This window comes from Haemophilus sp. UMB1048 (assembly GCF_030218125.1).
Taxonomy (GTDB): domain Bacteria; phylum Pseudomonadota; class Gammaproteobacteria; order Enterobacterales; family Pasteurellaceae; genus Haemophilus_D.
This window is the reverse complement of sequence record NZ_JASOPB010000004.1, coordinates 29,164-51,636: the sequence shown is the minus strand read 5'-3', so window position 1 is coordinate 51,636 and position 22,473 is coordinate 29,164. Positions and strand designations below refer to the sequence as shown.

The following is a 22,473-nucleotide window of genomic DNA, read 5'->3' as shown; positions in this document are numbered from 1 at the left end:
TGAAAGCCCCTATTCTATCAGTTAAAAATCAAACTGAGTTCTAAATCTTTGAGTAAATTGCTTTCTAAGCGCAATTCATTCCACACTAACGGATTGTTATCCAAATAATGTTTCTCAAAAGTCAGTTCCCAAGTCTGCAAAGAGCGGTCAATTCTGAGACTAATTTTGTCCGTGCTGTCTGTCGCTTGGCGAGATTTATTTAAAATCACTGAAATGCGTAAAAGAAGCAGTAAAACAAGGACATCTTCATCTGCATAACGAGCAAAAATCGGTAAATCATTTTTCTTAAATGAGCTGGTATGATAACGAACTAAATTCACCAATAAGCGTTGTTGCTCGCGATCAAAACCTGGTAATTCCATATTTTGCAGAATATAAGCGGAATGTTTTTGCACATTTCGATGATTGATTACGATGCCCACTTCCAATAAACGTGCCGCCCAAATCAGCAGGTTTTTCATTTCATCAGCGAGATGTGGTTTTTGCCAATGGGTGTATTGGTCAATTAAGGTTTTTGTACTATTGGCTACGCGATCGGCTTGCGCCAAATCTAAGTTAAATTGTTCGGCAAGCCCTAATGCGGTACGTGTACGGATGTCTGAAACTTGGAAGTTTTTTTCTAAGCTGTAAATTACCCCTTCACGCAAAGCGCCGTCAGAATAGCGCATATTTTCTAAGCCAAAAACATCAAAAACGGCACTTAAAATGGCTAAGCCTGGCACAAATACATCCACGCGATCAGGATTTAATCCCGTGATATTGAGCTCTTCAAAATGGGAAGCTTGTAAGGTTCGTTCAATTAAATTTTGTAAGCGTTCAGCCGTGATGATGCCGTTCGGGTCAAGAGTTGCAGTAATCACTTGATAGACGGTTTTGATGGTGCCTGATGAACCTAACACTGATTGCCAACCGAGTTTGCGATATTCCCAGCTTAAATCTTCAATTTTATTGACCGCACTTTGGCGAGCTTGCTCGAAGTTTTCTTTTGAAATTTCGCCATTCGGGAAGAATTTTTTTGCAAAGCTCACACAGCCCATGTGACGGCTTTCAGCCACTAAGGGGGTGAAATCATCACCGATGATCATTTCGGTCGAGCCACCACCAATATCAATGACCAGTTTACGTCCGCTTTCAGGTTGAGTGTGGCAAACACCCGCATAAATGGTTTTGGCTTCAGTTTGACCGCTGATGATATTAATGGGATAAGGAAAGACAGTGGCAGCCTGACGTAAAAATTCGTCATTATTGACCGCTCTTCGTAGGGTATAAGTGCCTACGACATTCACATCTTTCGGCTCAAAGCCTTGTAAGCGTTCAGCAAAAAGCGCAAGGCAATTTACACCACGCTCAATGGCTTCTTGACTTAATACATTGTGCTCGTCTAAGCCGTCGGCAAGTCTCACTTTTTGTTTTAAACGAGAAAGCACCTGAATCGAACCATTGATAATACGCGCCACAATCATGTGGAAGCTGTTTGAGCCTAAATCAATGGCAGCAATCTCCCGGGCCTCACCTCGGTGATGAGGTTCTGCGAGTTGAGCCAGTTGCTTGTCGTTATGCATGTCCTTTCCTAAAATTCAAATTGATACAATAAATCAAAAACTTGGTTTGTACTGGAAACCGATTGGAAATAAAGCTGCGGCATTAAGCGGTAACGCAAGGTCACTTCGGCTAAGCCATCAAACAATCCTACACCGTATTTCACTTGTAAGCGTTTACCAATATTACCACTAACTTGTACTTTGGAGCTATCCCCAACACCGGCTGTGCCTAAGTTTAAGTCTTGAATACCAAAGGCTTCGCCAATACCGCCGACGACTTTACCACTTTTCGCTAAACCTAAGCCGAGTAATGCCGCACCCACAGAACCACTAGAGCCTGCTTCACCGCTGTTTTCTAATGAGCGGCCGGTTAATAAATAAGAAAGTGCCTGGTCTTGAGATTTCGCTGGATCAGAGAAAATCGTGACTTGTGGGCTAGATGCCATACCAATCACTTTTACCCCTGCTGTGACCTTATTGTCTTCCATGGCTTCTGGGTTACGAATTGCCTCAATATTTAACATCGGTTGTGAAGGTAAACCGGAGAAACTGATTTGGCCTTTACGAATTAATAAGTCCTGTCCAAAAGAGGCATAACGACCATTTTTCAGGTTAATTTGACCAAATAAACCTAATTTGCCTTTATCCTGTTTCACAGAAAGTAAACCATCCAAATTCGTTTTTAAACCATAGGCATTTAAATGCACATCATCGCCGATTTTAATTTTTAAATCAGATTGAATTTGCATACCCGATTTGGTTTCTGAAGCAAATTGGCGATTAATGAGCTCTTCTTCACTTTTTCTTGGGCCATTTAAAATCACTTCGTCTTCACTCACTGGTTCAGCATTGTCCGGTAAGCTTTCAATGGCAATTCTTGCCCACGGAATATCTACATTACCACTCAAATCTAAGAGTTTTGGTGAGGCTTTGACAACCACATTCGGGCTGACTTTTAATTTCGCCATAGACGGAATATCGACTTTGAAATTATCCGCTTGCGCTCTAACTTCTGCCGTCCAGTTATCTATGTTAGCCCAGTTGGCTTGTCCATTAATATTTAGCTTACTATCTGGTGTTTGAACATGGCCATTTAAGGTTGAAGAGGTGCCATTAAAGCGGATTGCCACTTGACCATCAGTTACGTCAAAAGGCAGGCTTTTCAGTTTTGTTTTTACATTGCGGATATCAAAATTACCATTTAATAATGGCTTTTCTAAATTGCCACCGAAACTTAAGCGAGAGACCACTTCACCATCCATGCTTTCCCCGCTAGAGAAAAGTTGATTCGCTAAAGATAAGCGTAAACCTTCAATGGTGAAGGTACCGCCTAATTGTCGGGCTTTACTTAAATCATTAATTTTTAAGTCCGTGCCAATTCGACCTTGATTCTGAACGTTAATGTCCGATTTCAGGGTTAAATTGTTATTTTGAATATCGGCACTCACACTTAATTTAGGAATATCTAGCTTAAAGGTGCGGTAGTCTAATTTTTGTGCCACACCAATGTTATTGCCTTCCACTGCCACATTTAGTTGTAATGGTTTATCTGTGAACCATGCCACTTTACCTCGGCTTTGTAACTGGCCTTTGAGCGTGTTTTGTTCCATCAATCTATTCACTAAATCTAAATTAATGCGTTTAAGCTCAAAAGGAACTTCGCCGTTTTTCCCTGCAGTAAATTGTTGTGGGAAACACAAATCTAAATCTTGGTTAATCCAGCAGTGTGACCCGATGGTGGCTTGGATTTTTTTATTGTCATAAGTCACGGGAACGGTTTGATTCACTTTAAAATCGCCGATAGGTGAGTTTAGGCTCACTTGGCTTAAATTGCCTTTCCACTGCTGAGAAGTGCGGTCAAAATTACCAGTGATTTGTAAATCAGCTGCAACAGGTTCACCTTTTGACTTTAAGTTAATCGTATGATGTTTTTCATCACCCGATGCATTCAAATCAATATTATGCAATTTAATGCTGTCGCCATAGCGGAAGTTTTCCGCTTTGACGTTAAGTTCACCTTTCACTTGCGGTTCACTCACAACATTACCTTTAATTACGGCTTTAGATAAGTCTAACCCTTGGAAGTGCAAGCCTTGTGCCGTTAAATCGGTATTAATGGTTGGCGCAGTAAGTTTGCCTAAGATTTGTGCTTTGCCGACCACGGAACCCGCTAAATCTTGCCACAGACCACGTAAGCTTGGTGCGTTGATATCTAAATCTAGGTTTGATTTATCACCTAATATACCTTTTGCCGCAATGCGGTTGTCGCCATAGTTCAGCAATAAATCAGGAATGTTTAATAAGGTTTCATTACTTAAAAAGGCACTTCCTTTTAAGCTTAATTGGCGAGAAGAGAGACTACCCGTTAAATCCACGGCTGGTACATCCACTTTCCAATGATTGGAATCAGCGGAACCTTTTGAGCTTACTTTGCCCGATAATACAGCTGGCATGGCAGGTACATAAGGGCGAATGTTCATTTTGTTTAAATCAGCGGTCACATCCCATTGCGCGCCATCTTTCCAGTTTGAGGAACCCGTTAAACGTGCCGTACCATCGAGGGCAGCAAGTTTTAATTCGTTGATGGTAACTTCATAGAGTTTACCGTCTGCATTCAAATTAATATGGGTGTGAGGGATATGCTCCATACCGTCCACACCACCGACAACCTCTGCGTGATAATTCAATAAATCGCCCGTGAGCTTGATATCGACATCGTTAATTTTGAGCGGTGCAAGGCTATCTGCAAAAGCGTATTGACCTTTTTTCGCTTTTAACTGCAGATTTAATGGCATTTTATCTTCAGCCAGTTTCACATCACCCGTTAAGGTCGCATCAAGTACGCCTTGTGTGGTTAACGAAAGTGCGGTCGTTTTTTTCAATGAACCCGATAAATTGAGATCAACTTTGCTGGCTGGCAGAATAGTTTTATCTTTTGATTTAAAGGCTTGGAGATCAGATTTTAATGTGAGATCAACAGGAAAATCTTCATTGAGCTGGAGTTGTCCTTGGCTAGAAAGTGTACCAAGAGAGCTGTCAATGTCGAGTTTTTGTAATTTAACTAAATGATCGGTGGCATCCGCTTGTAATTCCACTTTAGGCACAGTGATTTTTTGGGTTTCTTCGCCTTTTTCATTGAGCGATTGATATTGCCAGTTTGTACCCAAAACACTTGGAATGTGCATATCAAAAGGCAAGTTCACCGTATTTAAATTACCTAAAAAAGCGGGTGTGAGTGTTTGCTCAATTTGTGCCCAATCAACGGGTTTAGCAGGTTCTTTTTTCTCAGGCTGAGAGGGATTCGGTTGAGTTTGGGAGACCGTTGAGAAAAGCACATCTGAAAGCGTGGTGGGTTCAAGAGTAAGGCCTGATTCATTGTTTAAACTGACCGCACTTTGAAATGACGAAAACGTAATATTGCTTTGATCGAGTTTCATATCAAAGTCAGTAATCGCCACATTTTTCACTTGTACAGAAACCGGTAAATGGATTTTTTCCATTGGGCCACTTTCTGTTTCTTTCTCTTCAGAAGGCGGCATAACACTGGTATCAATGGCAATTTTCGGCTGCGTTAAGCTGAGATCATCAACAATAATATCTCCCGACAGTAAACGAGCTAAATTTAGTTGTAAGCGCGTTTTAGGAAGAGCCACATCTACGCCGGTTGTTTGAAAACGTAAATTTTCTAAGACTAAACCATCTTGTAAGCCACCGCTGACTTGCTCAATAGATAAGCTATCGAGCATTTTATCGGCGAGTTGAATAATTGCACGTTGCCCACTATCAAAAGAAAGTGCAGTGACTAAGCCTAAAACAGGGATAAAAATGACCGCACTTCCGACACATAAAATTTTACGGCAGGTCTTTTTCTTTTTAACGGGTTGTGTCGTTTGGTTATCTGGTTGTTTTTCTTGTTCAGACATAGTCATACCCTAAATTTCAGCCCCTAAGCCAATGTAAAATTGAATGTTTTTGCTGTTATCTTTATCTCGAACTGGCGTCGCAATATCAAATTTGATAGCGCCAACTGGCGATGCCCAACGCACACCGAAACCTGCACCGTAGCGTAACTCATTTGCTTTGTAAGCATCAGCGGCTAAGCCAGTATCCGCAAATAACGCTCCCCACCAATTTGGGTAAACTTGATATTGATATTCAAGGCTACCTGTTACTAAGCGAGAGCCACCGACTAATTTCCCCTCTTTATTTTTCGGTGAAATTTTCTTGTAGCCATAACCTCGCACGCTGCGATCGCCCCCAACAAAGAAACGCAATGCAGGTGGAATTTTACGAATATCCGCGGTATTTAAATAACCAATTTCTGCACGGGTAATAAAACGGTGATTTTCTGCATAAGTACGAATCCACGCTGTGGAAGCTTGAATTTTAAAGAAATTGGCTTCTGATATCCAAAGCTTATTCCCTAAATCAACCGTGATTTTTTGGGTATCTCCCCATGTTGGGAATTGACCGCCTTTTAAACGAGTCCGGCTAAAACCTCCGGTTGGATAAACAAGGAGAGTTTTATCGGTGAAATTAGCTTGCGTAAAGCTGTCGTAACGGACACGAAGACCCGCAAAATATTGCCAACCTTCTTTATTATTCCAATAACGTAATGCAGCAAAAGTGAGCGTTTTGGTATCCGTATCATTTTTATTTTCTTTTTCATAACCGGTTGAAAATTCATAATAATAATTTAATGGATTTTTCAACAATGGTATTTTATAAGTGGCTTCAAAGTTTTGCTTTGGCGCAGAGACGTAAAGATTTGTACGGAAACTATGGCCTCGGCTATTAATCCAAGGTTTTGTCCAACCAATTTGGACATGAGGGCCTGTATCGGTTGCAAAACCGACCCCAAGCTCCATTGAGTTTTTCTTACGTGGATAAAGTAAAAGTTCGATATCCACTAATTTTTCTTCTTCGCGGACGTGAGGCTGTAAAAGCACTGAGCTAAACCAGTTGGTAGAAGAGAAATCGTTAGTTAATTCAGATAAATCGCGGACTAAATAAGGATCGCCTGATTTAATGTTGAGCATATTTTGCAAATAGTCTTCGCGAATTTGGGAATGGTTGAATGTGATGTTGCCATAATGATAACGCACACCACTATCAAACAGCATACGCCACCATGCTTCATGGGTTTCAGGGCTGATTTCTAAGCGAGAAATTTGGAATTTTCCGTCAAGATAACCACGAGCAAGGGCAAGGTTTGAAATGCTGCTTTTATAGTCATCGTATTTTTGATGCTCAACTAACTCACCTTGTTTTGGCAAGTTTTTACGGAGTGCTGTGAAGTTTTCGTCTTCTGCCGCTTCACCTATAATTTCAACGTCTGTTCCCGCAATTTTACTTGGTTCACCGGGTTTTACATTAGCAATGAGTAAGTCTCGTTGACCTTTGCGTTTTTTCAATTCAAAGGTGACTGAAGAACCATAATAACCGAAGACTCGAAGGCCTTTATCGACAGCATCTGAAACTAATTGTTTATACCGATCTGAACCGTCCATTTCACCTTTATCAATGAGTTTGACATTCATATCAGTATTGCGAATGGCACGTTCACCTTTGATTCCGCGGATCTCAATATCCACGGTTTGTTCTGCAAGGGCTGAAAAACTCATCCATCCAAGCAAAAGAGCGGTTATTTTTAACGAAATTTTTTTCATTTTATTACAAGCTAAACTTTAAGAAGATCCACATCAAACCGCCTTAGTTTACCCATAAAATAAGGGGATTACCAATGCAATTATGGATGGGATTTAAAATTGTTATATACATTTGAGCGTTAATACGACAATGCGATCAAAGAAAGAGTTTCCTTTGCTTTGAAAAAATAGTGATTGTTCTCTTTATTCAGACATTTAACCAAAATGTAACTGGACCATCATTGGTGAGGCTCACTTGCATATCAGCCGCAAATTGTCCGTTGGCAACAGTGACTTTTTCTGCACATTTTTGCGAAAAATAGCCATACAATTCGTTAGCCAATGCAGGTGCAGCACCTTTTGAGAAACTTGGTCGTAAGCCTTTTTGCGTGTCAGCGGCTAAAGTAAATTGGGATACCACAAGCACTTCACCACCGATTTGCTGCACGTTTAAATTCATTTTGTCATTTTCATCGCTGAAAATACGGTAGTTTAATACTTTCTCGGCGAGTTTATCCGCTTTGGCTTGATCATCTTCTTTTTCTACGCCTAATAAAACCAATAATCCTTTGCCGATTTGCCCCATAATTTGACCTTCAACTTCCACTTTAGCCTGCGTAACACGCTGAATTAACGCAATCATTTTACTTCCTCTAAATTCGTTTGATCCATTGACCGCTCTTCTGCAAGTACTGCGGCTAATTGTGCGCCGAATAACACCACTGTCCAGCTGATTTGAATCCACAATAACATAATGGGTAGTGTTGCCATGGCACCGTAAATTAATTGGTAAGACGGGAATGTCGTAATGTACCAAGCAAAGGCCTGTTTCCCTAAGGTAAAGAAAATCGCGGCAATTAATGCGCCTGCTGCGGAGTGTTTGATGCTCACTTTCTTATTTGGCACGATCATATAAATGAGCGTGAAGATAAACCAAGTAGAAAGAAATGGCACAAAACTGAGCAGTTTTAGGCCAAAAGAGAGCGTTTCCGATTGCTCGAACATGGCTTTGACGTATGAACTTGCGGCAATGCTGGTACCGATTAAAAGTGGACCGAGCGTTAAAATGAGCCAATAAATAGCAAATGACGTAAAAATCGGGCGATTACTGGTGTCTTGCCAAATGCTATTAAGTGTACGGTCGATGGAGTTAATGAGCATTAATGCGACTAAAATCAAACTCACAATCCCCACAGCGCTCATTTGCTTAGAATTATGGACGAATTCATCAATATACTGCCCCGCAACATCACTTGCGGAAGGGGCGAAATTGGTGAAGATGAATTCTTTCAATGCCCCGGTTACTTCGTTAAAGACAGGAAAGGCGGAAAAAATCGAAAACACCACCATAATTAACGGCACGATGGCGAGCATGGTGCTGTAGGTGAGTGAACCAGCAGCTTGCGTTAATTTGTTTTCTTGAGAACGCTGCCAAAATAATGCGAGAAAAGACGTTAAGGTCATTAGAGCAAGCCTCCGCAACAATGTTTAAATTTCTTCCCTGAACCACAAACACAAGGTTGTTTATTACTTGGGAGCGGCACAGTGGGGTCAACAAAATACCAACGGCCATCAATTTTTACAAAAATAGAATGTTCGTGATGCACTTGTGGCTGTTCGCTACCTTGAAAATGCGCCTTAAATTCAACCGCACTTTGTATTTTGGTTAAGGTTTCTGTTTTGACAATCTCTAAACCGAGCCATTGTGTTTCATCAGCCCAATCTTGCAAGGCTTTTTGATCTAATAACGCTTGTTGGCTTGGCACAGTGCTTTGCACAATATAGGGGATATTTTTGAGCACAAACGCTGAATAGCGGGAACGCATAAGTTGTTCCGCTGTTTCTGGAAACATATTGCCTGAATGAAAGCGTCCGCAGCAATCTTTATAAGAAAGTGAAGATTGGCATGGGCAAAGTGCGGTCGTTTTAGCCGACATTTTTAGCCGCCTGTTGTAAATTATGTAATTGTGAATTGATCGAACGTTTAAACGCAGGCGCTAATTCTTCAATGGCTAAGGCTTCTTCTAGTTCTGCAATACTTGAAGGCGCGGAGAGTTGTGTGTTTAAACGACGAATTGTCCATTCAGGGTAAGGTCGATGTTGCAAAATGAGTTCATCACCTTGATGAATTTCCCCTTCTTCAATCACGCGCACATACCAACCTGTCCAACCTGACTGACGAATAACCTCTCTTGTATTCTCATTCTTGGTATTATGAGATAAACGTTCGCAAGGTTTACGTGGTTGAGACACTTCTAACAGAGTAGAGCCAATTTTGTAACGATCGCCTACGCAAACATTATCTTCATGCAAGCCGGATACCACAAAGTTTTCACCGTAAATCGCGCTACCGTGAAAATCAAACTTTTCACCAAGTAGCTCGTTTAAAGCAGGGAAAGACACATCAGACATAAAAAACAAGGCTTTATCAACACCACCGTGATGGGCTTTTAAACCGACATCATTGCCTTCTGCGCCAAGCGCATGCACTTTCACCATGGATACTGGTTTTTTACGAATCGCGCTTTCATATGAGCTACCATCAGGGAACGTTAAGGTTTCTATCAATCCTGTTTTAATAATAAGAATTTTTGCGTTTGACATCTATTTTTCCTGCTTTGAGTTAGTTTTGAGAAATTATACCGTAAAATCACTTAAATTTTGACCGCACTTCGTTTTTTCCTTATTATTCGCTTAAATAAAACCAACAAAACAAAGGAATCTTTATGCAATATTCTCTCGCGCGTAGCGAACAAGGTCAAACCCTTGGCATTACCGCAAAAATGGCAAACCGTCATGGCCTGATCGCTGGAGCGACAGGGACGGGGAAAACCGTGACATTACGTAAAATGGCAGAGGCGTTCAGTGATGATGGTGTGCCGGTTTTTTTAGTGGATGTAAAAGGCGATTTGTCTGGTTTAGTAAAAGCTGGCACATTTAGTGGCAAAGTAGCAGAACGCATTGAACAATTTGATTTAGGGGGCGAGAGTTATTTAAATGGCTATCCTGTGTCATTTTGGGATGTATTCGGTGAAACCGGTATCCCGCTTCGCACCACGATTTCTGAAATGGGACCATTATTACTTTCCCGTTTATTAAATTTAAATGCAACCCAAGAAGGCTTATTAAACCTTGTATTCCGTGTGGCCGATGATAGAGGTTTATTGCTTATCGATCTGAAAGACTTGCGTGCAATGCTTAAATTTGTGGCAGAAAATGCGAAATCGTTCCAAGTAGAATATGGCAACGTATCAGCTGCAAGTGTGGGCGCGATTCAACGTGCTTTATTGACCCTTGAAAATGAAGGGGCGACAAATCTTTTTGGTGAACCAGCATTAAATCTTGAAGATTGGTTACAAACTCGTGATGGTCGTGGCGTGATTAATGTTTTAAATTCTGAAAAATTAATTAATTCCCCAAGAATGTATAGCGCATTCTTGCTTTGGTTGATGTCTGAATTATTTGAACAATTACCTGAAGTCGGCGACCCGGATAAACCAAAATTTGTGATGTTCTTCGATGAAGCGCATTTACTCTTTGATGGTGCACCAAGTGTGTTGGTGGATAAAGTGGAACAAGTAGTTCGCTTGATTCGTTCTAAAGGTGTGGGGATTTATTTTGTGACCCAAAATCCATTAGATTTACCGGATACGGTGTTAGGGCAATTAGGTAACCGTGTTCAACACGCGCTACGCGCTTTTACACCACGCGATCAAAAAGCAGTGAAATCTGCGGCAGAAACGTTCCGTTCTAATCCTGCTGTCAATGTGGTTGAGACCATTTCAACCTTAGGTGTGGGGCAAGCATTGATTTCATTCTTAGATGAAAAAGGTATGCCTGCGCCAGTTGAAGTGGCGTATGTTTACCCGCCGAAAAGCCAACTTGCACCGATTACTGAAGAAGAGCGTGCTGCGTGGGTGAAAGACGATGAGCTTTATGCCTTCTATAAAGATTATGTGGATAATGAGTCGGCTTTCGAAGTATTAAATGCTCAAGCGGATTTAGCAGCAGTGCAACAAAAACAAGCTGAACAAGCACAGCAAGAGGAAGAGAGCGGTTTATTTGGTAGCTTAAGCCGTATGATTTTTGGAACACAAAAACGCGGGGATAAACTTTCTCCGACAGAACAAATTGTGAATAGCGTGGCAAAATCAGTTGGTCGCAATATTCGTAATGAAGTGACCAAACAAATCATGCGTGGTATCTTAGGGGCATTGAAAAAATAACGAAAATTTGACTGCACTTTGCGGCAATAATGATAAAAAGGAGATTGTTATGTCTGATGTATTTCACTTAAACCTGACTAAAGCACAACTGAAAGGTGCCACATTAGCTATCGTGCCAGGTGATCCTGCGCGTAGTGAACGTATTGCTAAAAAGCTTGAGAACCCAGAGTTTCTTGCAAGCACACGCGAATACACTTCTTGGTTAGGCTATTTAAATGGTCAACCGGTAGTCGTATGTTCAACCGGTATTGGTGGCCCTTCTACGTCTATCTGTGTGGAAGAGCTGGCTCAGCTTGGCGTGCGTACATTCTTACGTATTGGTACAACAGGCGCAATTCAACCACACATTAATGTGGGTGATGTTCTTGTTACAACGGGTGCAGTCCGCCTTGATGGCGCAAGCCGTCACTTTGCGCCAATTGAATATCCAGCAGTGGCAAATTTTGAATGTACCACGGCGCTTTTCAATGCAGCTAAAGAAAAAGGAATTGAGCCATTTGTAGGAATTACAGCCTCTTCAGATACCTTCTATCCAGGTCAAGAACGTTATGATACGTATAGCGGTAAAGTGTATCGCGATTACCAAGGCTTGCTAAAACAATGGCAAGATCTCAATGTAATGAACTATGAGATGGAATCTGCGACGTTATTCACGATGTGTAACGCTCTTGGCTTACGAGCTGGTATGGTGGCGGGTGTGATTGTGAACCGTACACAACAAGAAATTCCAAATGAAGCAACCATGAAAGATACGGAAGACAAAGCAGTATCAGTCGTAGTGGAAGCTGCAAGAAAATTGTTAGCGTAAAACTCAGATAAAAAGAGCCGCACTTTTTAAAAGTGCGGTTCTTTTTTTAACTATTTTTTCGAGCAAAAGCTGCGGCTTCTGCGACTAATTGGTCATCAGGTCGAACCCCAGTGTAGAGCTCAAATTGTTCGACAGCTTGTAGCACAATCACTTCTGCACCAGAAATCGTTTGTTTACCTTGCTGTTGAGCAAATTGGATAAAGGGTGTTTCAGCAGGAATTGCCACCACATCAAAAGCGGTTTGAGCTTGTTGAATAAGATTTTCAGGAAAGGCGAGATCAAATTCTTCTTTTCCCCCCTTCATCCCAATTGGCGTGACATTGACTAAAATGTCTGCCGATTGATAGTCTAAAGATGGGATATATTCATAGTCATAAAGTGCGGCTAAATTTTTACCTGTTTTTTCATTTCGAGCAAAAATCTTCAGATGCTCAAATCCGCTGTTTTTAAAGGCTGCGACGACCGCTTTAGCCATACCACCACTGCCTCTGACAATCACTCGACTCTTTTTATCTAATTGATATTCTTCGATAAGTTTAACAATGGCAATATAGTCGGTGTTGTAAGCACGAAGAAACCCTTGATCATTCACAATGGTGTTCACGGACTGAATGGCTTGTGCGGAAGGCGAGATTTCATCTAAAAATGGCATACAGCTTTCTTTAAATGGCATCGAAACAGCACAGCCTCGAATACCAAGTGCACGAATGCCTTTGACTGCGCTTTCAATATCTGTGGTGGTAAAGGCTTTATAGATAAAATTCAGCCCGAGTTTTTGATACAGATAGTTATGAAATGTTGTGCCAAAATTGCCTGGTCTACCAGAAAGAGACATGCAAAGTTGGGTGTCTTTGTTAATCATATTTTGGTCTTAAATATTCAAATTTATATCATCATCAATAAAATATTGATTCATTTCAAAAGCTGGTTTTGCCGCTTTGTCTTTAATTAAAAGGAGATTGGTAATGATATCTTAAAAAAGTTATAGGGTGTAATACTACACTAAATAGAAAAGTAAGAGCGAAAAGCGTTCCGATGCAAAATACACAATTTAAGAACAATAAACATACAACATTATCGGTAATAAATAATGTATTAGTTTCTACAGCTTGAAGATCCCAGCTATCGATGTATGTCAAAAATATAAATGTTGCTACAAGAAGCAGTAATGATATGATGAAGACTAGTTTTCTCAGTATGGTTTTTATTATACTTTTCTCTATTGTAATACCAGAATCAATCATTTCACGTTCAGATAAATAAGTAAGCTTTGAAGTCAATACAGTATAAATAGCAAACAAAGGAGCTATTATCATTGATAAATTTGAAATTACTTCAGATTGAAAGGAGTATATATGAGAGTATACTCCATTCCCTTTTATTAAATACGTATCAATGAATACTTCAAAATCAGTTATTGGAATATTATTAAAAAAAATGACTATGAGAACAAACAATACTGATATAAAAATGCTACCATATACTAAAAAATTCTCATTTATCAAAATTTTTGGATACTTTTTTTCCTCTATCATATGTTTGCCTTTCTTATAAATATTTTTAAATATTTATATCGTTATCGATAAAATATTGGTTTATTTCAATTTGGTCGGTATATATGATACTTTAATGAAGATACTGGGTGACGTATTACGCTAAACAGCACAAAAAGTGTAAAGAATGTCCCTGTATAAATTATATAAGTTAAGGATAGCAACCATATTACATTATCACTAACAAATAATGTATTAGTTTTAGATTCTTCAAGATCCCAATTATATATGTATGTTAAAAACGCACACATCGTTACAAGAAGCAGTGCTGATATAATAAAGCAAAATTTCATTAATATAGTTTTTTTTACACTTTTCTCTATTACCCTTCCACTATTAATAATTTCATTTTCCGACAAGTAAGTGAGCTTCAAAGTTAATGCTAGATAAATAGCAAACAGTGGAGCAATAATCATTGACAAATTTGAGATTATTTCAGATTGAAAGGAGTATATATGAGAATATACTCCTCTCCCCTTGACTAAATATTTATCGATAAATATTTCAAAGTTAGTTATTGGAACATCGTTAAAAAAAATAACTACAGATATAAATAATAGCAAAACAAATATGAAACTATACGTGAAAAAAAACTCATTCATCGAAAGTTGTGGATACTTTTTTTCCTCTATCATATATTTGCCTTTCTTATAAATATTTTTAAATATTCAAATTTAAATCATCATCAATAAAATATTGGTTCATTTCAAATGCCGGTTTTGCCGCTTTGTCTTTGCCGACAATACGAGCAGGTACACCTGCTGCAGTGGCATATTCAGGCACAGGTTGAAGTACAACAGAATTGGCGCCGATTTTGGCGTATTTTCCCACTTCGATATTGCCGAGAATTTTTGCGCCCGCCCCAATCATCACGCCTTCTCGTACTTTGGGATGACGATCGCCGGATTCTTTACCTGTACCACCAAGGGTGACGCCTTGCAAGATAGACACATCATTTTCAATCACTGAGGTTTCGCCGACGACAATACCAGTAGCATGGTCAAACATAATGCCGTGCCCAATTTGGGCGGCAGGGTGAATATCCACATCGAAAGCCACTGAAATTTGATTTTGTAAATAAAGTGCGAGTGCTTTTCGGTTTTGGTTCCACAAATAATGGGTAATACGATAGCTTTGAATGGCGTGAAAACCTTTTAAATAAAGCAATGGTGTAGACCACAATTCCACAGCAGGATCGCGGTGGCGCACGGCTTTAATATCACAAGCGGCACAATCAATGATATTGGGCTCGGCTTGATAGGCTTCTTCAATAATTTCACGCAGCGAAATTGCGGGCATGATAGGGTTAGCCAGTTTATTCGCAAGCAAATAACTCAAGGCACTGCCAAGATTTTGATGTTTTAAAATAGTGGAATGGAAAAAGCTTGCGAGCATTGGTTCGCATTCTGCTAATTCTTTTGCCTCTTGGCGAATGTGTTGCCATACTTCTAACGTCATTTTTTTCTCCTTATTCGCCTTTTCGTTCACGACCCAATAAGCTCAGTGCGACTTCTTGTGCACTTTTACCACAAAAGAGCATTTGGTAAATTTGTTCTGTAATTGGCATTTCCACGACTTGTCGTTGTGCTAATAAATAGGTTTCTTTGGTGTTATAAAAACCTTCCACTACTTGACCAATTTCATCCATGGCTTGTTGGCTATCAGTGCCTTTACCAAGCATTAAACCAAATCGGCGGTTACGGGATTGGTTATCGGTACAAGTGAGCACTAAATCACCTAAACCAGACATCCCCATAAAGGTTTGCGTATTGGCGCCCATGGATACGCCTAAGCGAGTAATTTCCGCAATCCCACGGGTAATTAATGCCGTTCTCGCATTGGCACCAAATCCCATACCATCCGAAATGCCTGCACCAATTGCAATCACGTTTTTAATGGCGCCACCTAATTGAACGCCGATCATATCTTGGTTTACATATACCCGAAAATGCTGACTGCAATGAATCCGAGCTTGAAATTCTAAGGCAAACTTTTCATTACGAGAGGCAAGGGTAATCGCCGTTGGCAAGCCTTGAGCCAATTCTTTCGCAAAAGTGGGACCAGAAAGCACAGCGGTTGGAATTGCTTTACCTAAGGTTTCTTCCACTACTTCTTGTAGTAATCGGCCGGTGTTGCGTTCTAATCCTTTGGTTGCCCAAATTAAACGATGATTAGGTTTTAAGTGCGGTCGAATTTTTAAGAGAATTTCACCGAAAGCATGGCTTGGCACTACAATTAAAATATCTTTCGATTGGTCAAGTGCAGTTTTCAAATCTAATTCTAAATGCAAACTTTCTGGAAATTCAATATCAGGCAGAAAACGGCGATTTTGACGTTCCTGTTGCATTTGATGAATGTGATCGGAATTGTGCCCCCAAAGATAGGTTGGAGAACCATTGCGAGAAAATGAGATAGCGAGTGCTGTTCCATAAGAACCGCAACCAAGAATGGTAATTGGAGATTGGGATGGGTTCATTTCAATCACCTTTAAAATAAAAGGGCAGACGGTATCGCCTGCCCTTATCACAATTAATGTTGGGTTTCCTGATTTTCTTCCGCTTCGGCCGCAGCTTGCTGCTTATTCATATAATCAATGAACAACGCATCGAAGTTTACCGGAGAAAGGTTTAATGCTGGGAATGTACCGCGATTTACTAAGTTAGAAATCAATTCACGAGCATAAGGGAAAAGCATATTTGGGCATTGAGATGTTAAGCAGTGTGCCATTTGAACATCTTCTAAACCGCTGATTGTAAATACACCAGATTGTTTCACTTCACAAATAAACGCCACATCACCAGAATCTTCCATGGTGGTTTCCACGTTAATGTTTAACGTCACTTCGTATAAATCTTCACCCACTTGAACGGCTTCAGTGCTTAAATCAAAGCCAAGTTTTGGTTTCCATTCTTGGTGGAAAATATGAGGAAGATTTGGTGCTTCAAAAGAAACATCTTTTACATAAATACGTTGAATTTGAAGTACGGCTTCTTGTTGCTGTTCAGCAGCTACTTCAGGTTGTTGATTTTGTTCAGACATAGAGGATCCTTACTTATGTTTTTTTACTAATGGTAAATTTGCACCCGCCCAAGCAGCTAAACCGTCTTTTAACACATAGACTTTTTCAAAGCCTTGTTTAGTTAAAAGTTCTGCAGAGGTGGTAGAAGAAACACCGTTAACATCCACAATGATAACCGGTCTTTCTTTGTGATGTTCGATTTTGCCTACATTGTGATTTTTGATTTCAGTTGGAAGCAAGTTCACGCTGCCTATAATATGACCGCGTTGGAATTCATCGATAGGGCGTAAATCAATCACCACCGCTTCTTCGTTATTCATTAAATGAACGGCTTCAGGGTTGGTGATGACGCGATATTTTTGTGTCGCACTTTTAAAAAAGGTAAAAAGTGTCATGAAAAGGACAGCAAACCATGCGATCGTTAAAAAAGTGTGTTTTTGAGCAAATTCAATTGCTTGAGGCATAAATTCTTGCATGTTGTTCTCAACTTAATTTTTGATAATGAATAAGAGTTTATCTTCACATGAAATAAAGGCTTAAGTATAACCGCACTTTGGTTATCTTTCAAAAAAATTATGAAGGAAACGTCGGGTTGGCGAAAGCTTATACAATCAAATGGGGAAAAACATGATCGGGATCATAAATCTATTATCTTAGTGTTTATTCTACTTCTAATTAAGTAGAGAATAGCCAAGTTTAGATTATTTAACGTAAAAGGAGACAAGTATGAAATTAAAAAAATTAACAGCACTCATGATGCTTGGATTAGGTTTTTCTGTGGCACAAGCTGCAGAATTGCCAAATATTACGATTTTAGCGACTGGCGGCACTATTGCTGGAAGCGGTGAAACCGCCGTTTCTTCTGCTTATAAAGCAGGGCAACTCAATGTTGAAGCGTTAATCGATGCGGTGCCTGAAATTAAGCAATTAGCCAATGTGAAAGGTGAACAAATTGTGAAAATTGGTTCACAAGATATGAGCGATGATGTGTGGTTAAAATTAGCGAAAGCGATTAATGCACAATGTAAAGAGACTGATGGTTTCGTGATTACTCATGGTACCGATACCATGGAAGAAACCGCTTATTTCTTAGATCTTACTGCGAAATGTGAAAAACCAATTGTATTAGTGGGTGCAATGCGTCCTGCGACAGAAAAAAGTGCGGATGGTCCATTAAACCTTTATAACGCCGTCGTGGTGGCAACTGATAAAAAATCATCTGGTCGTGGTGTGTTAGTAGCGATGAATGGTGAAGTACTAGGTGCGCGTGATGTGACTAAAATGAGTACCACTGCAGTACAAACATTCCATTCACCAAACTATGGTACCTTGGGTTATATCCATAACAGTAAAGTGGATTACGAACGTTCACCTGAAAGTAAACATACTGTGAACACACCATTTAACGTAGATAAATTAGACAGCTTGCCGAAAGTAGGCATAGTTTATGCTTATTCTAATGCACCAATTGAGCCGTTAAATTCATTATTGGATGCGGGCTATCAAGGTATTGTTTCAGCGGGTGTAGGTAACGGTAACGTGAATGCGGCACACTTAGAACGTTTAGAAAAAGCCGCGAAAGATGGCGTTGTTGTAGTACGTTCATCTCGTGTACCAACGGGTCACACAACGCGTGATGCTGAAGTGGATGATTCTAAATATGGTTTTGTGGCTTCAGGCACATTGAATCCGCAAAAAGCACGTGTGTTATTGCAATTAGCCTTAACACAAACAAAAGATCCAAAAGTGATTCAACAATACTTTGAGGATTTCTAAGAAAGCCATTGAAAGTGCGGTCAGAATTTGAATCAAATTTTAACCGCACTTTCGGATAAAATAGGCTAATCCAAGTAATAAATATAGATAATGCACTAGTTTGTTGTTAATATATGTTCTGGAATTATTTTAAAAATTAATATGGAGAAAATATTATGATTTGGGCTCAACTTTTAGTCGTCCTACTCTTTATTTACCTAGGGGCTAGATTAGGCGGTATTGGTATCGGTTTCATGGGTGGTATGGGTGTTGTGGCACTTTCACTGCTTGGCTTAAAACCGGGTGCAATTCCGTTTGATGTAATTTCAGTTATCATGTCTGTAATCATGGCAATTGCGGCAATGCAAGTTGCGGGTGGTATGGATTTCTTAGTAAAAGTAGCTGAAAAAATTCTACGTAAAAATCCAAAATACATTACCTTCCTTGCACCAACTGTAACTTACTTTATGACTGTACTTGCAGGTACTGGTCACACAGCATTCTCAACACTTCCAGTGATTGCTGAAGTAGCAAAAGAACAAGGTATCCGTCCTTCACGTCCACTTTCTATTGCGGTTATCGCTTCACAAATTGCGATTACAGCCTCTCCAATTTCTGCAGCGGTGGTATTCCTTTCTGCAGAATTAGAGAAAAACTTCGGTTTAAGTTACTTACAATTATTAGGTATTTGGATCCCAACTACTTACGCAGCATGTATGATTACTGCGGTGATTTGTAACTTCCTTGGTAAAGATTTGAAAAATGATGAAGTTTACCAAGATCGTCTAGCAAAAGGCTTAATCACTATGCGTGGTGAAATGCAAATTGAGATCAAACCTTATGCAAAACGCTCTGTAATGATTTTCCTTATCGCAATTTTAGTGGTAATGCTTTATGCAACAGCAATCAGTAAAACTGTTGGTTTAATTCAAAACCCAATTCTTTCTCGTGATAACGCGATTATCTCTTTCATGCTTGCGACAGCAGCGATTATCACTATGGCATGTAAAGTGGACACTGCGAACATTACTAATGCGGCAACCTTCAAATCAGGTATGTCAGCAGTAATTTGTGTGCTTGGTGTGGCATGGTTAGGTAATACTTTCGTTGAAGGTCATATCGATCAAATCAAAGCAGTATCAGCTGAGTTCTTACAACAATATCCTTGGAGTTTAGCGGTTATTTTGTTCTTCGCAAGTACCTTACTTTACTCACAAGCTGCAACTGCAAAAGCATTATATCCAACTGCAATTTTATTAGGTGTTTCTCCGGAAGCCGCAATTGCAGCCTTTGCCGCAGTATCAGCATTATTCATTCTTCCTACTTACCCAACCTTAATTGCGGCAGTAGAAATGGATGACACTGGTTCAACCCGTATCGGTAAATATGTATTCAACCACCCATTCTTAATTCCTGGTGTGATTGCAATTAGCTTATCTGTATTATTCGGATTCTTAATGGCGGGTGCAGTTTTATAATCCTCCATTAAGCTAAAATAAATGAAAACCATCTTGTCTTCGGATAAGATGGTTTTTTAATGGGGAACTTCTTCTTATTGTGATACTCTAAAAGGCAATCTCTTTTTATTTATATATAAGGAAAACCAATGAAGTTATTTAAAATCCTTTTTGCTGCATTAATTGCTTATGTACCAACAGCATGGTCTGCGGTGGATTATAATATTAAATACAGTTCGAATTATTTAATGCCCGCGTATGTGCATTTTAAAGCTGATGGTTCACAGTATTCAGTCAATGCGAAAATTAATGTTCCGTTGTACAATATTGTGTTTACTTCTCGTGGTTCACAAAACGCGAGTCAATTTAAAATGGTAAATTATCAAGATGTGCGTAATGGTAAAACGTATGCAATTTCTAAAATTTCGCCAACAACAATTGAATACGGTAAAGTGAAAAATGGGTTAGAAACCGAGCCGTTAAAATTACCAACTTTTGATTTATTCACTATGGCATTTCAATTGAGTTATTACGATAAATTGCCAACCAGTTTCCAAATTACAAATGGTAAAAAACTTTACCCAATGGAAAATGTGAATGTGAAGAAAGTGGAAAAACAAATTCAATATAACAAGCAAACTGTCACGGAAATTACCTATTCATTTAAAACCGGTAACAAAGACATTATGGTGAAGAAATTCTCAGGTGAACAATTTCCACGATATATCAAATACAGCCGAGATGGTGATGATTACGAGTTAGAGTTTGATGATTTTGTTAAATAACATCTGATAAGAAAAAGAAGCCACGCAAGACTGCGTGGCTTTTTATTTTATTGCTTATTGCGCATACATAAATACTTGAGCGAGGAGGAGTATCGATGAGATAACAAACTGACAGCCTACAATTGGCATGACAAATTTCAACCATTTGTTGAATGGAATACCAAGCATTTGTAATGTGACAAGGACTAATCCTGTCGGGGCGAGGAATAACATAATATATTGCCCCCAGTTGTAAGCCGATACCACGATGTCTCTTGGAATGCCCACAGTATCAGCTAGCGGAGCCATAATTGGCATAGCGAGTACGGCAAGACCGGAAGATGAAGGTACAACCAGCCCTAAGAAGATGAATATAAGGAGCTGACCAATAATAAAGACGCTGCCATTCATTCCATCGACAAGATGTGTCATATAGTCGAGAATGGTGTCAGAAATCATCCCTTGTTCCAGAATGATATTGACTGCTCGAGCGAGTCCGATAATCAATGCGACGCCAACTAATTCAGAAGCACCATGAGTAAAGCCATTTACGACATCTTTTTCAGGCAATCCGCTGATAAACATAATAATGATGGTGATGGCCAGGAAGGAAGTCGCCATCTGAGGGAACCACCAACCGCCAAACATCACCCCCCATACCATGAGAGGAAAGGCGCCACTAAATAGAATCAGAATCAGTTTTCTTCTAAAGGTAAATTCAACGGTTGCATTGGGATCGATATCTTTCATATAGAGATCATAGAAGGCTTGGCGATCGTCATAGGTATAAGAAAATTCAGGATTAGCACGCAGTTTTTTACAATACCAATACATGTAAGCAATCACACACGTACCACCAAGAATCAGACCCAGTGTACGAAATCCCATTCCTTCCGTGAATGGAATCCCTGCCGCATTTGAAGCGATGACAACGGAAAATGGATTGATTGTTGAGAAGGCAGTGCCCATCGAGGCTGCGAGGAATATGGCGCCAACACAGACAATCGAATCATAGCCTAAGGCTAAAAAGACAGGAACAAGAATTGGGTAGAAGGCTACCGCTTCTTCCTCAATACCACAAGCCGTACCGCCTAACAGCATTAACACACAGACAGCAAAGACAACGGAGAATTCATTTCCTTTCGTTTTTTTGGTGAGAGACATTAATCCGGCATTGAATGCTCCTGTTTTGTTTATTACACCAATCATCCCACCGAGTATGAAGATAAAAATCATAATATCTGCGACTTCAATAGTGCCATCCACCATGGCGTGAATCATATCGGTAATGCCTTTTTCGTGTTGTTCAATGCGTTGATAGGTATCGGGGATAGCAATCGGCTTTTTGATAATGCCGTTGGTGAAATTAGAAAGTTGAATCTTGATATTGAGTTGATTAAGCGTTTGTTCTGTTGCTGGATAGCTTTGATCGGGAATTCCGTTGGTTTTGACAATAAAATGATGTTCGGTACTGTCGTAGGAAAGCTTAGAGTAGGACCCTGAGGGAATAAGCCAAGTAAGACCAATAGCAATAAGAAGAATAATAAAGAGAATGCTAAATGCGGAAGGGAATTTCATCTTTTTCTTTGATGCTTCCATTATGGAGAACTCCTTGTGTTCGGATTAATCAATAAGCCGAGCGCGTATTCTACACAAAACGAGCAAAAAAGCAAAGAGTGATTTTTGAAAGAATGCAATAATA

The 22,473-nt window shown here is 39.8% G+C and carries 19 protein-coding genes and 1 pseudogene; 5 read left to right on the top strand and 15 right to left on the bottom strand.

Features of this window, described 5'->3' with window-relative positions; translation table 11 throughout:
• Positions 1 to 17: 17 nt before the first annotated feature.
• The 7 genes from ppx to QP437_RS04555 form a co-directional block, all read right to left on the bottom strand.
• Complete coding sequence (gene ppx / locus QP437_RS04585; RefSeq protein ID WP_285267106.1) at positions 18 to 1,562, bottom strand: exopolyphosphatase; 1,545 nt, start codon at positions 1,560 to 1,562, stop codon at positions 18 to 20.
• Between the two features lie 8 nt (positions 1,563 to 1,570).
• Entirely contained in the window at positions 1,571 to 5,464 is a 3,894-nt protein-coding gene (locus QP437_RS04580) for a translocation/assembly module TamB domain-containing protein (protein WP_285267105.1), read from the bottom strand.
• 9 nt (positions 5,465 to 5,473) lie between these two features.
• Entirely contained in the window at positions 5,474 to 7,210 is a 1,737-nt protein-coding gene (locus tag QP437_RS04575) for an autotransporter assembly complex family protein (protein WP_285267104.1), read from the bottom strand.
• Between the two features lie 187 nt (positions 7,211 to 7,397).
• Positions 7,398 to 7,832 (bottom strand): D-aminoacyl-tRNA deacylase, encoded by a 435-nt coding sequence (dtd, locus tag QP437_RS04570; RefSeq protein WP_285267103.1) that lies wholly within the window; start codon positions 7,830 to 7,832, stop codon positions 7,398 to 7,400.
• Entirely contained in the window at positions 7,829 to 8,653 is an 825-nt protein-coding gene (locus tag QP437_RS04565; protein WP_285267102.1) for a virulence factor BrkB family protein, read from the bottom strand. The genes dtd and QP437_RS04565 overlap by 4 nt, the downstream gene beginning before the upstream one ends.
• The gene (locus tag QP437_RS04560; RefSeq protein ID WP_285267101.1) at positions 8,653 to 9,126 is read right to left on the bottom strand and encodes a YchJ family protein; all 474 of its coding nucleotides are present in this window, start codon (positions 9,124 to 9,126) and stop codon (positions 8,653 to 8,655) included. The genes QP437_RS04565 and QP437_RS04560 overlap by 1 nt, the downstream gene beginning before the upstream one ends.
• Positions 9,116 to 9,793 carry an MOSC domain-containing protein gene (locus tag QP437_RS04555; protein WP_285267100.1) on the bottom strand — a complete coding sequence of 226 codons (678 nt, stop codon included), beginning with the start codon at positions 9,791 to 9,793 and terminating at the stop codon, positions 9,116 to 9,118. Before QP437_RS04555 ends, QP437_RS04560 begins: the two co-directional genes overlap by 11 nt.
• Before the next feature lie 122 nt (positions 9,794 to 9,915).
• On the opposite strand from QP437_RS04555, the gene QP437_RS04550 reads away from it, so the two are divergent.
• Together QP437_RS04550 and udp are read left to right on the top strand one after the other, a co-directional pair.
• Positions 9,916 to 11,415: a helicase HerA-like C-terminal domain-containing protein gene (locus QP437_RS04550; protein WP_285267099.1), complete on the top strand. Its 1,500-nt coding sequence runs from the start codon at positions 9,916 to 9,918 to the stop codon at positions 11,413 to 11,415.
• A gap of 49 nt (positions 11,416 to 11,464) precedes the next feature.
• Positions 11,465 to 12,223, top strand: a complete 759-nt coding sequence (udp, locus tag QP437_RS04545; protein WP_049381954.1) for a uridine phosphorylase — start codon at positions 11,465 to 11,467, stop codon at positions 12,221 to 12,223.
• A gap of 46 nt (positions 12,224 to 12,269) precedes the next feature.
• On the opposite strand, the gene QP437_RS04540 is transcribed toward udp, so the two are convergent.
• The 7 genes and pseudogenes from QP437_RS04540 to QP437_RS04510 form a co-directional block, all read right to left on the bottom strand.
• Positions 12,270 to 13,085 (bottom strand): shikimate 5-dehydrogenase, encoded by an 816-nt coding sequence (locus QP437_RS04540; RefSeq protein WP_285267098.1) that lies wholly within the window; start codon positions 13,083 to 13,085, stop codon positions 12,270 to 12,272.
• A gap of 9 nt (positions 13,086 to 13,094) precedes the next feature.
• A pseudogene (locus QP437_RS04535) lies at positions 13,095 to 13,178 on the bottom strand (serine O-acetyltransferase); the annotation flags it as partial.
• Positions 13,168 to 13,758, bottom strand: a complete 591-nt coding sequence (locus tag QP437_RS04530) for a hypothetical protein (protein WP_285267097.1) — start codon at positions 13,756 to 13,758, stop codon at positions 13,168 to 13,170. The pseudogene QP437_RS04535 and the gene QP437_RS04530, both read right to left, overlap by 11 nt.
• A 678-nt stretch (positions 13,759 to 14,436) precedes the next feature.
• The gene (gene cysE / locus QP437_RS04525; RefSeq protein ID WP_285267096.1) at positions 14,437 to 15,234 is read right to left on the bottom strand and encodes a serine O-acetyltransferase; all 798 of its coding nucleotides are present in this window, start codon (positions 15,232 to 15,234) and stop codon (positions 14,437 to 14,439) included.
• A 10-nt stretch (positions 15,235 to 15,244) separates the two neighbouring features.
• Complete coding sequence (gene gpsA, locus QP437_RS04520; protein WP_285267095.1) at positions 15,245 to 16,252, bottom strand: NAD(P)H-dependent glycerol-3-phosphate dehydrogenase; 1,008 nt, start codon at positions 16,250 to 16,252, stop codon at positions 15,245 to 15,247.
• Between the two features lie 53 nt (positions 16,253 to 16,305).
• A complete protein-coding gene (secB, locus tag QP437_RS04515; RefSeq protein WP_285267094.1) occupies positions 16,306 to 16,815 on the bottom strand; it encodes a protein-export chaperone SecB in 510 nt (169 codons plus the stop codon).
• Between the two features lie 9 nt (positions 16,816 to 16,824).
• Positions 16,825 to 17,271: a rhodanese-like domain-containing protein gene (locus tag QP437_RS04510; protein ID WP_070582118.1), complete on the bottom strand. Its 447-nt coding sequence runs from the start codon at positions 17,269 to 17,271 to the stop codon at positions 16,825 to 16,827.
• A gap of 250 nt (positions 17,272 to 17,521) precedes the next feature.
• Here QP437_RS04510 and ansB point away from each other — a divergent pair, with 250 nt between their 5' ends.
• The 3 genes from ansB to QP437_RS04495 all read left to right on the top strand — a co-directional run bounded on the left by ansB (position 17,522) and on the right by QP437_RS04495 (position 20,792).
• Positions 17,522 to 18,571, top strand: coding sequence for an L-asparaginase 2 (gene ansB, locus QP437_RS04505; RefSeq protein WP_285267093.1), 1,050 nt, complete (start codon positions 17,522 to 17,524; stop codon positions 18,569 to 18,571).
• Positions 18,572 to 18,726: 155 nt separating this feature from the next.
• Positions 18,727 to 20,028 carry an anaerobic C4-dicarboxylate transporter gene (locus tag QP437_RS04500; protein WP_054420037.1) on the top strand — a complete coding sequence of 434 codons (1,302 nt, stop codon included), beginning with the start codon at positions 18,727 to 18,729 and terminating at the stop codon, positions 20,026 to 20,028.
• A 128-nt stretch (positions 20,029 to 20,156) separates the two neighbouring features.
• Positions 20,157 to 20,792, top strand: coding sequence for a hypothetical protein (locus QP437_RS04495; protein WP_285267092.1), 636 nt, complete (start codon positions 20,157 to 20,159; stop codon positions 20,790 to 20,792).
• Between the two features lie 54 nt (positions 20,793 to 20,846).
• Here the strand turns inward: QP437_RS04495 and QP437_RS04490 are convergent, their stop codons facing one another.
• The gene (locus QP437_RS04490; protein ID WP_285267091.1) at positions 20,847 to 22,370 is read right to left on the bottom strand and encodes a YfcC family protein; all 1,524 of its coding nucleotides are present in this window, start codon (positions 22,368 to 22,370) and stop codon (positions 20,847 to 20,849) included.
• Positions 22,371 to 22,473 lie beyond the last annotated feature (103 nt).

Bases quoted from the DNA above. Each gene is read 5' to 3' on its own strand.
- ansB (WP_285267093.1), top strand. From the start codon at position 17,522: ATGAAATTAAAAAAATTAACAGCACTCATGATGCTTGGATTAGGTTTT.
- QP437_RS04540 (WP_285267098.1), bottom strand. From the start codon at position 13,085: ATGATTAACAAAGACACCCAACTTTGCATGTCTCTTTCTGGTAGACCA.
- QP437_RS04580 (WP_285267105.1), bottom strand. From the start codon at position 5,464: ATGTCTGAACAAGAAAAACAACCAGATAACCAAACGACACAACCCGTT.
- QP437_RS04530 (WP_285267097.1), bottom strand. From the start codon at position 13,758: ATGATAGAGGAAAAAAAGTATCCAAAAATTTTGATAAATGAGAATTTT.
- QP437_RS04560 (WP_285267101.1), bottom strand. From the start codon at position 9,126: ATGTCGGCTAAAACGACCGCACTTTGCCCATGCCAATCTTCACTTTCT.
- QP437_RS04575 (WP_285267104.1), bottom strand. From the start codon at position 7,210: ATGAAAAAAATTTCGTTAAAAATAACCGCTCTTTTGCTTGGATGGATG.
- gpsA (WP_285267095.1), bottom strand. From the start codon at position 16,252: ATGAACCCATCCCAATCTCCAATTACCATTCTTGGTTGCGGTTCTTAT.
- cysE (WP_285267096.1), bottom strand. From the start codon at position 15,234: ATGACGTTAGAAGTATGGCAACACATTCGCCAAGAGGCAAAAGAATTA.
- dtd (WP_285267103.1), bottom strand. From the start codon at position 7,832: ATGATTGCGTTAATTCAGCGTGTTACGCAGGCTAAAGTGGAAGTTGAA.
- QP437_RS04500 (WP_054420037.1), top strand. From the start codon at position 18,727: ATGATTTGGGCTCAACTTTTAGTCGTCCTACTCTTTATTTACCTAGGG.
- QP437_RS04555 (WP_285267100.1), bottom strand. From the start codon at position 9,793: ATGTCAAACGCAAAAATTCTTATTATTAAAACAGGATTGATAGAAACC.
- QP437_RS04550 (WP_285267099.1), top strand. From the start codon at position 9,916: ATGCAATATTCTCTCGCGCGTAGCGAACAAGGTCAAACCCTTGGCATT.
- QP437_RS04495 (WP_285267092.1), top strand. From the start codon at position 20,157: ATGAAGTTATTTAAAATCCTTTTTGCTGCATTAATTGCTTATGTACCA.
- udp (WP_049381954.1), top strand. From the start codon at position 11,465: ATGTCTGATGTATTTCACTTAAACCTGACTAAAGCACAACTGAAAGGT.
- secB (WP_285267094.1), bottom strand. From the start codon at position 16,815: ATGTCTGAACAAAATCAACAACCTGAAGTAGCTGCTGAACAGCAACAA.
- ppx (WP_285267106.1), bottom strand. From the start codon at position 1,562: ATGCATAACGACAAGCAACTGGCTCAACTCGCAGAACCTCATCACCGA.
- QP437_RS04490 (WP_285267091.1), bottom strand. From the start codon at position 22,370: ATGGAAGCATCAAAGAAAAAGATGAAATTCCCTTCCGCATTTAGCATT.
- QP437_RS04510 (WP_070582118.1), bottom strand. From the start codon at position 17,271: ATGCAAGAATTTATGCCTCAAGCAATTGAATTTGCTCAAAAACACACT.
- QP437_RS04565 (WP_285267102.1), bottom strand. From the start codon at position 8,653: ATGACCTTAACGTCTTTTCTCGCATTATTTTGGCAGCGTTCTCAAGAA.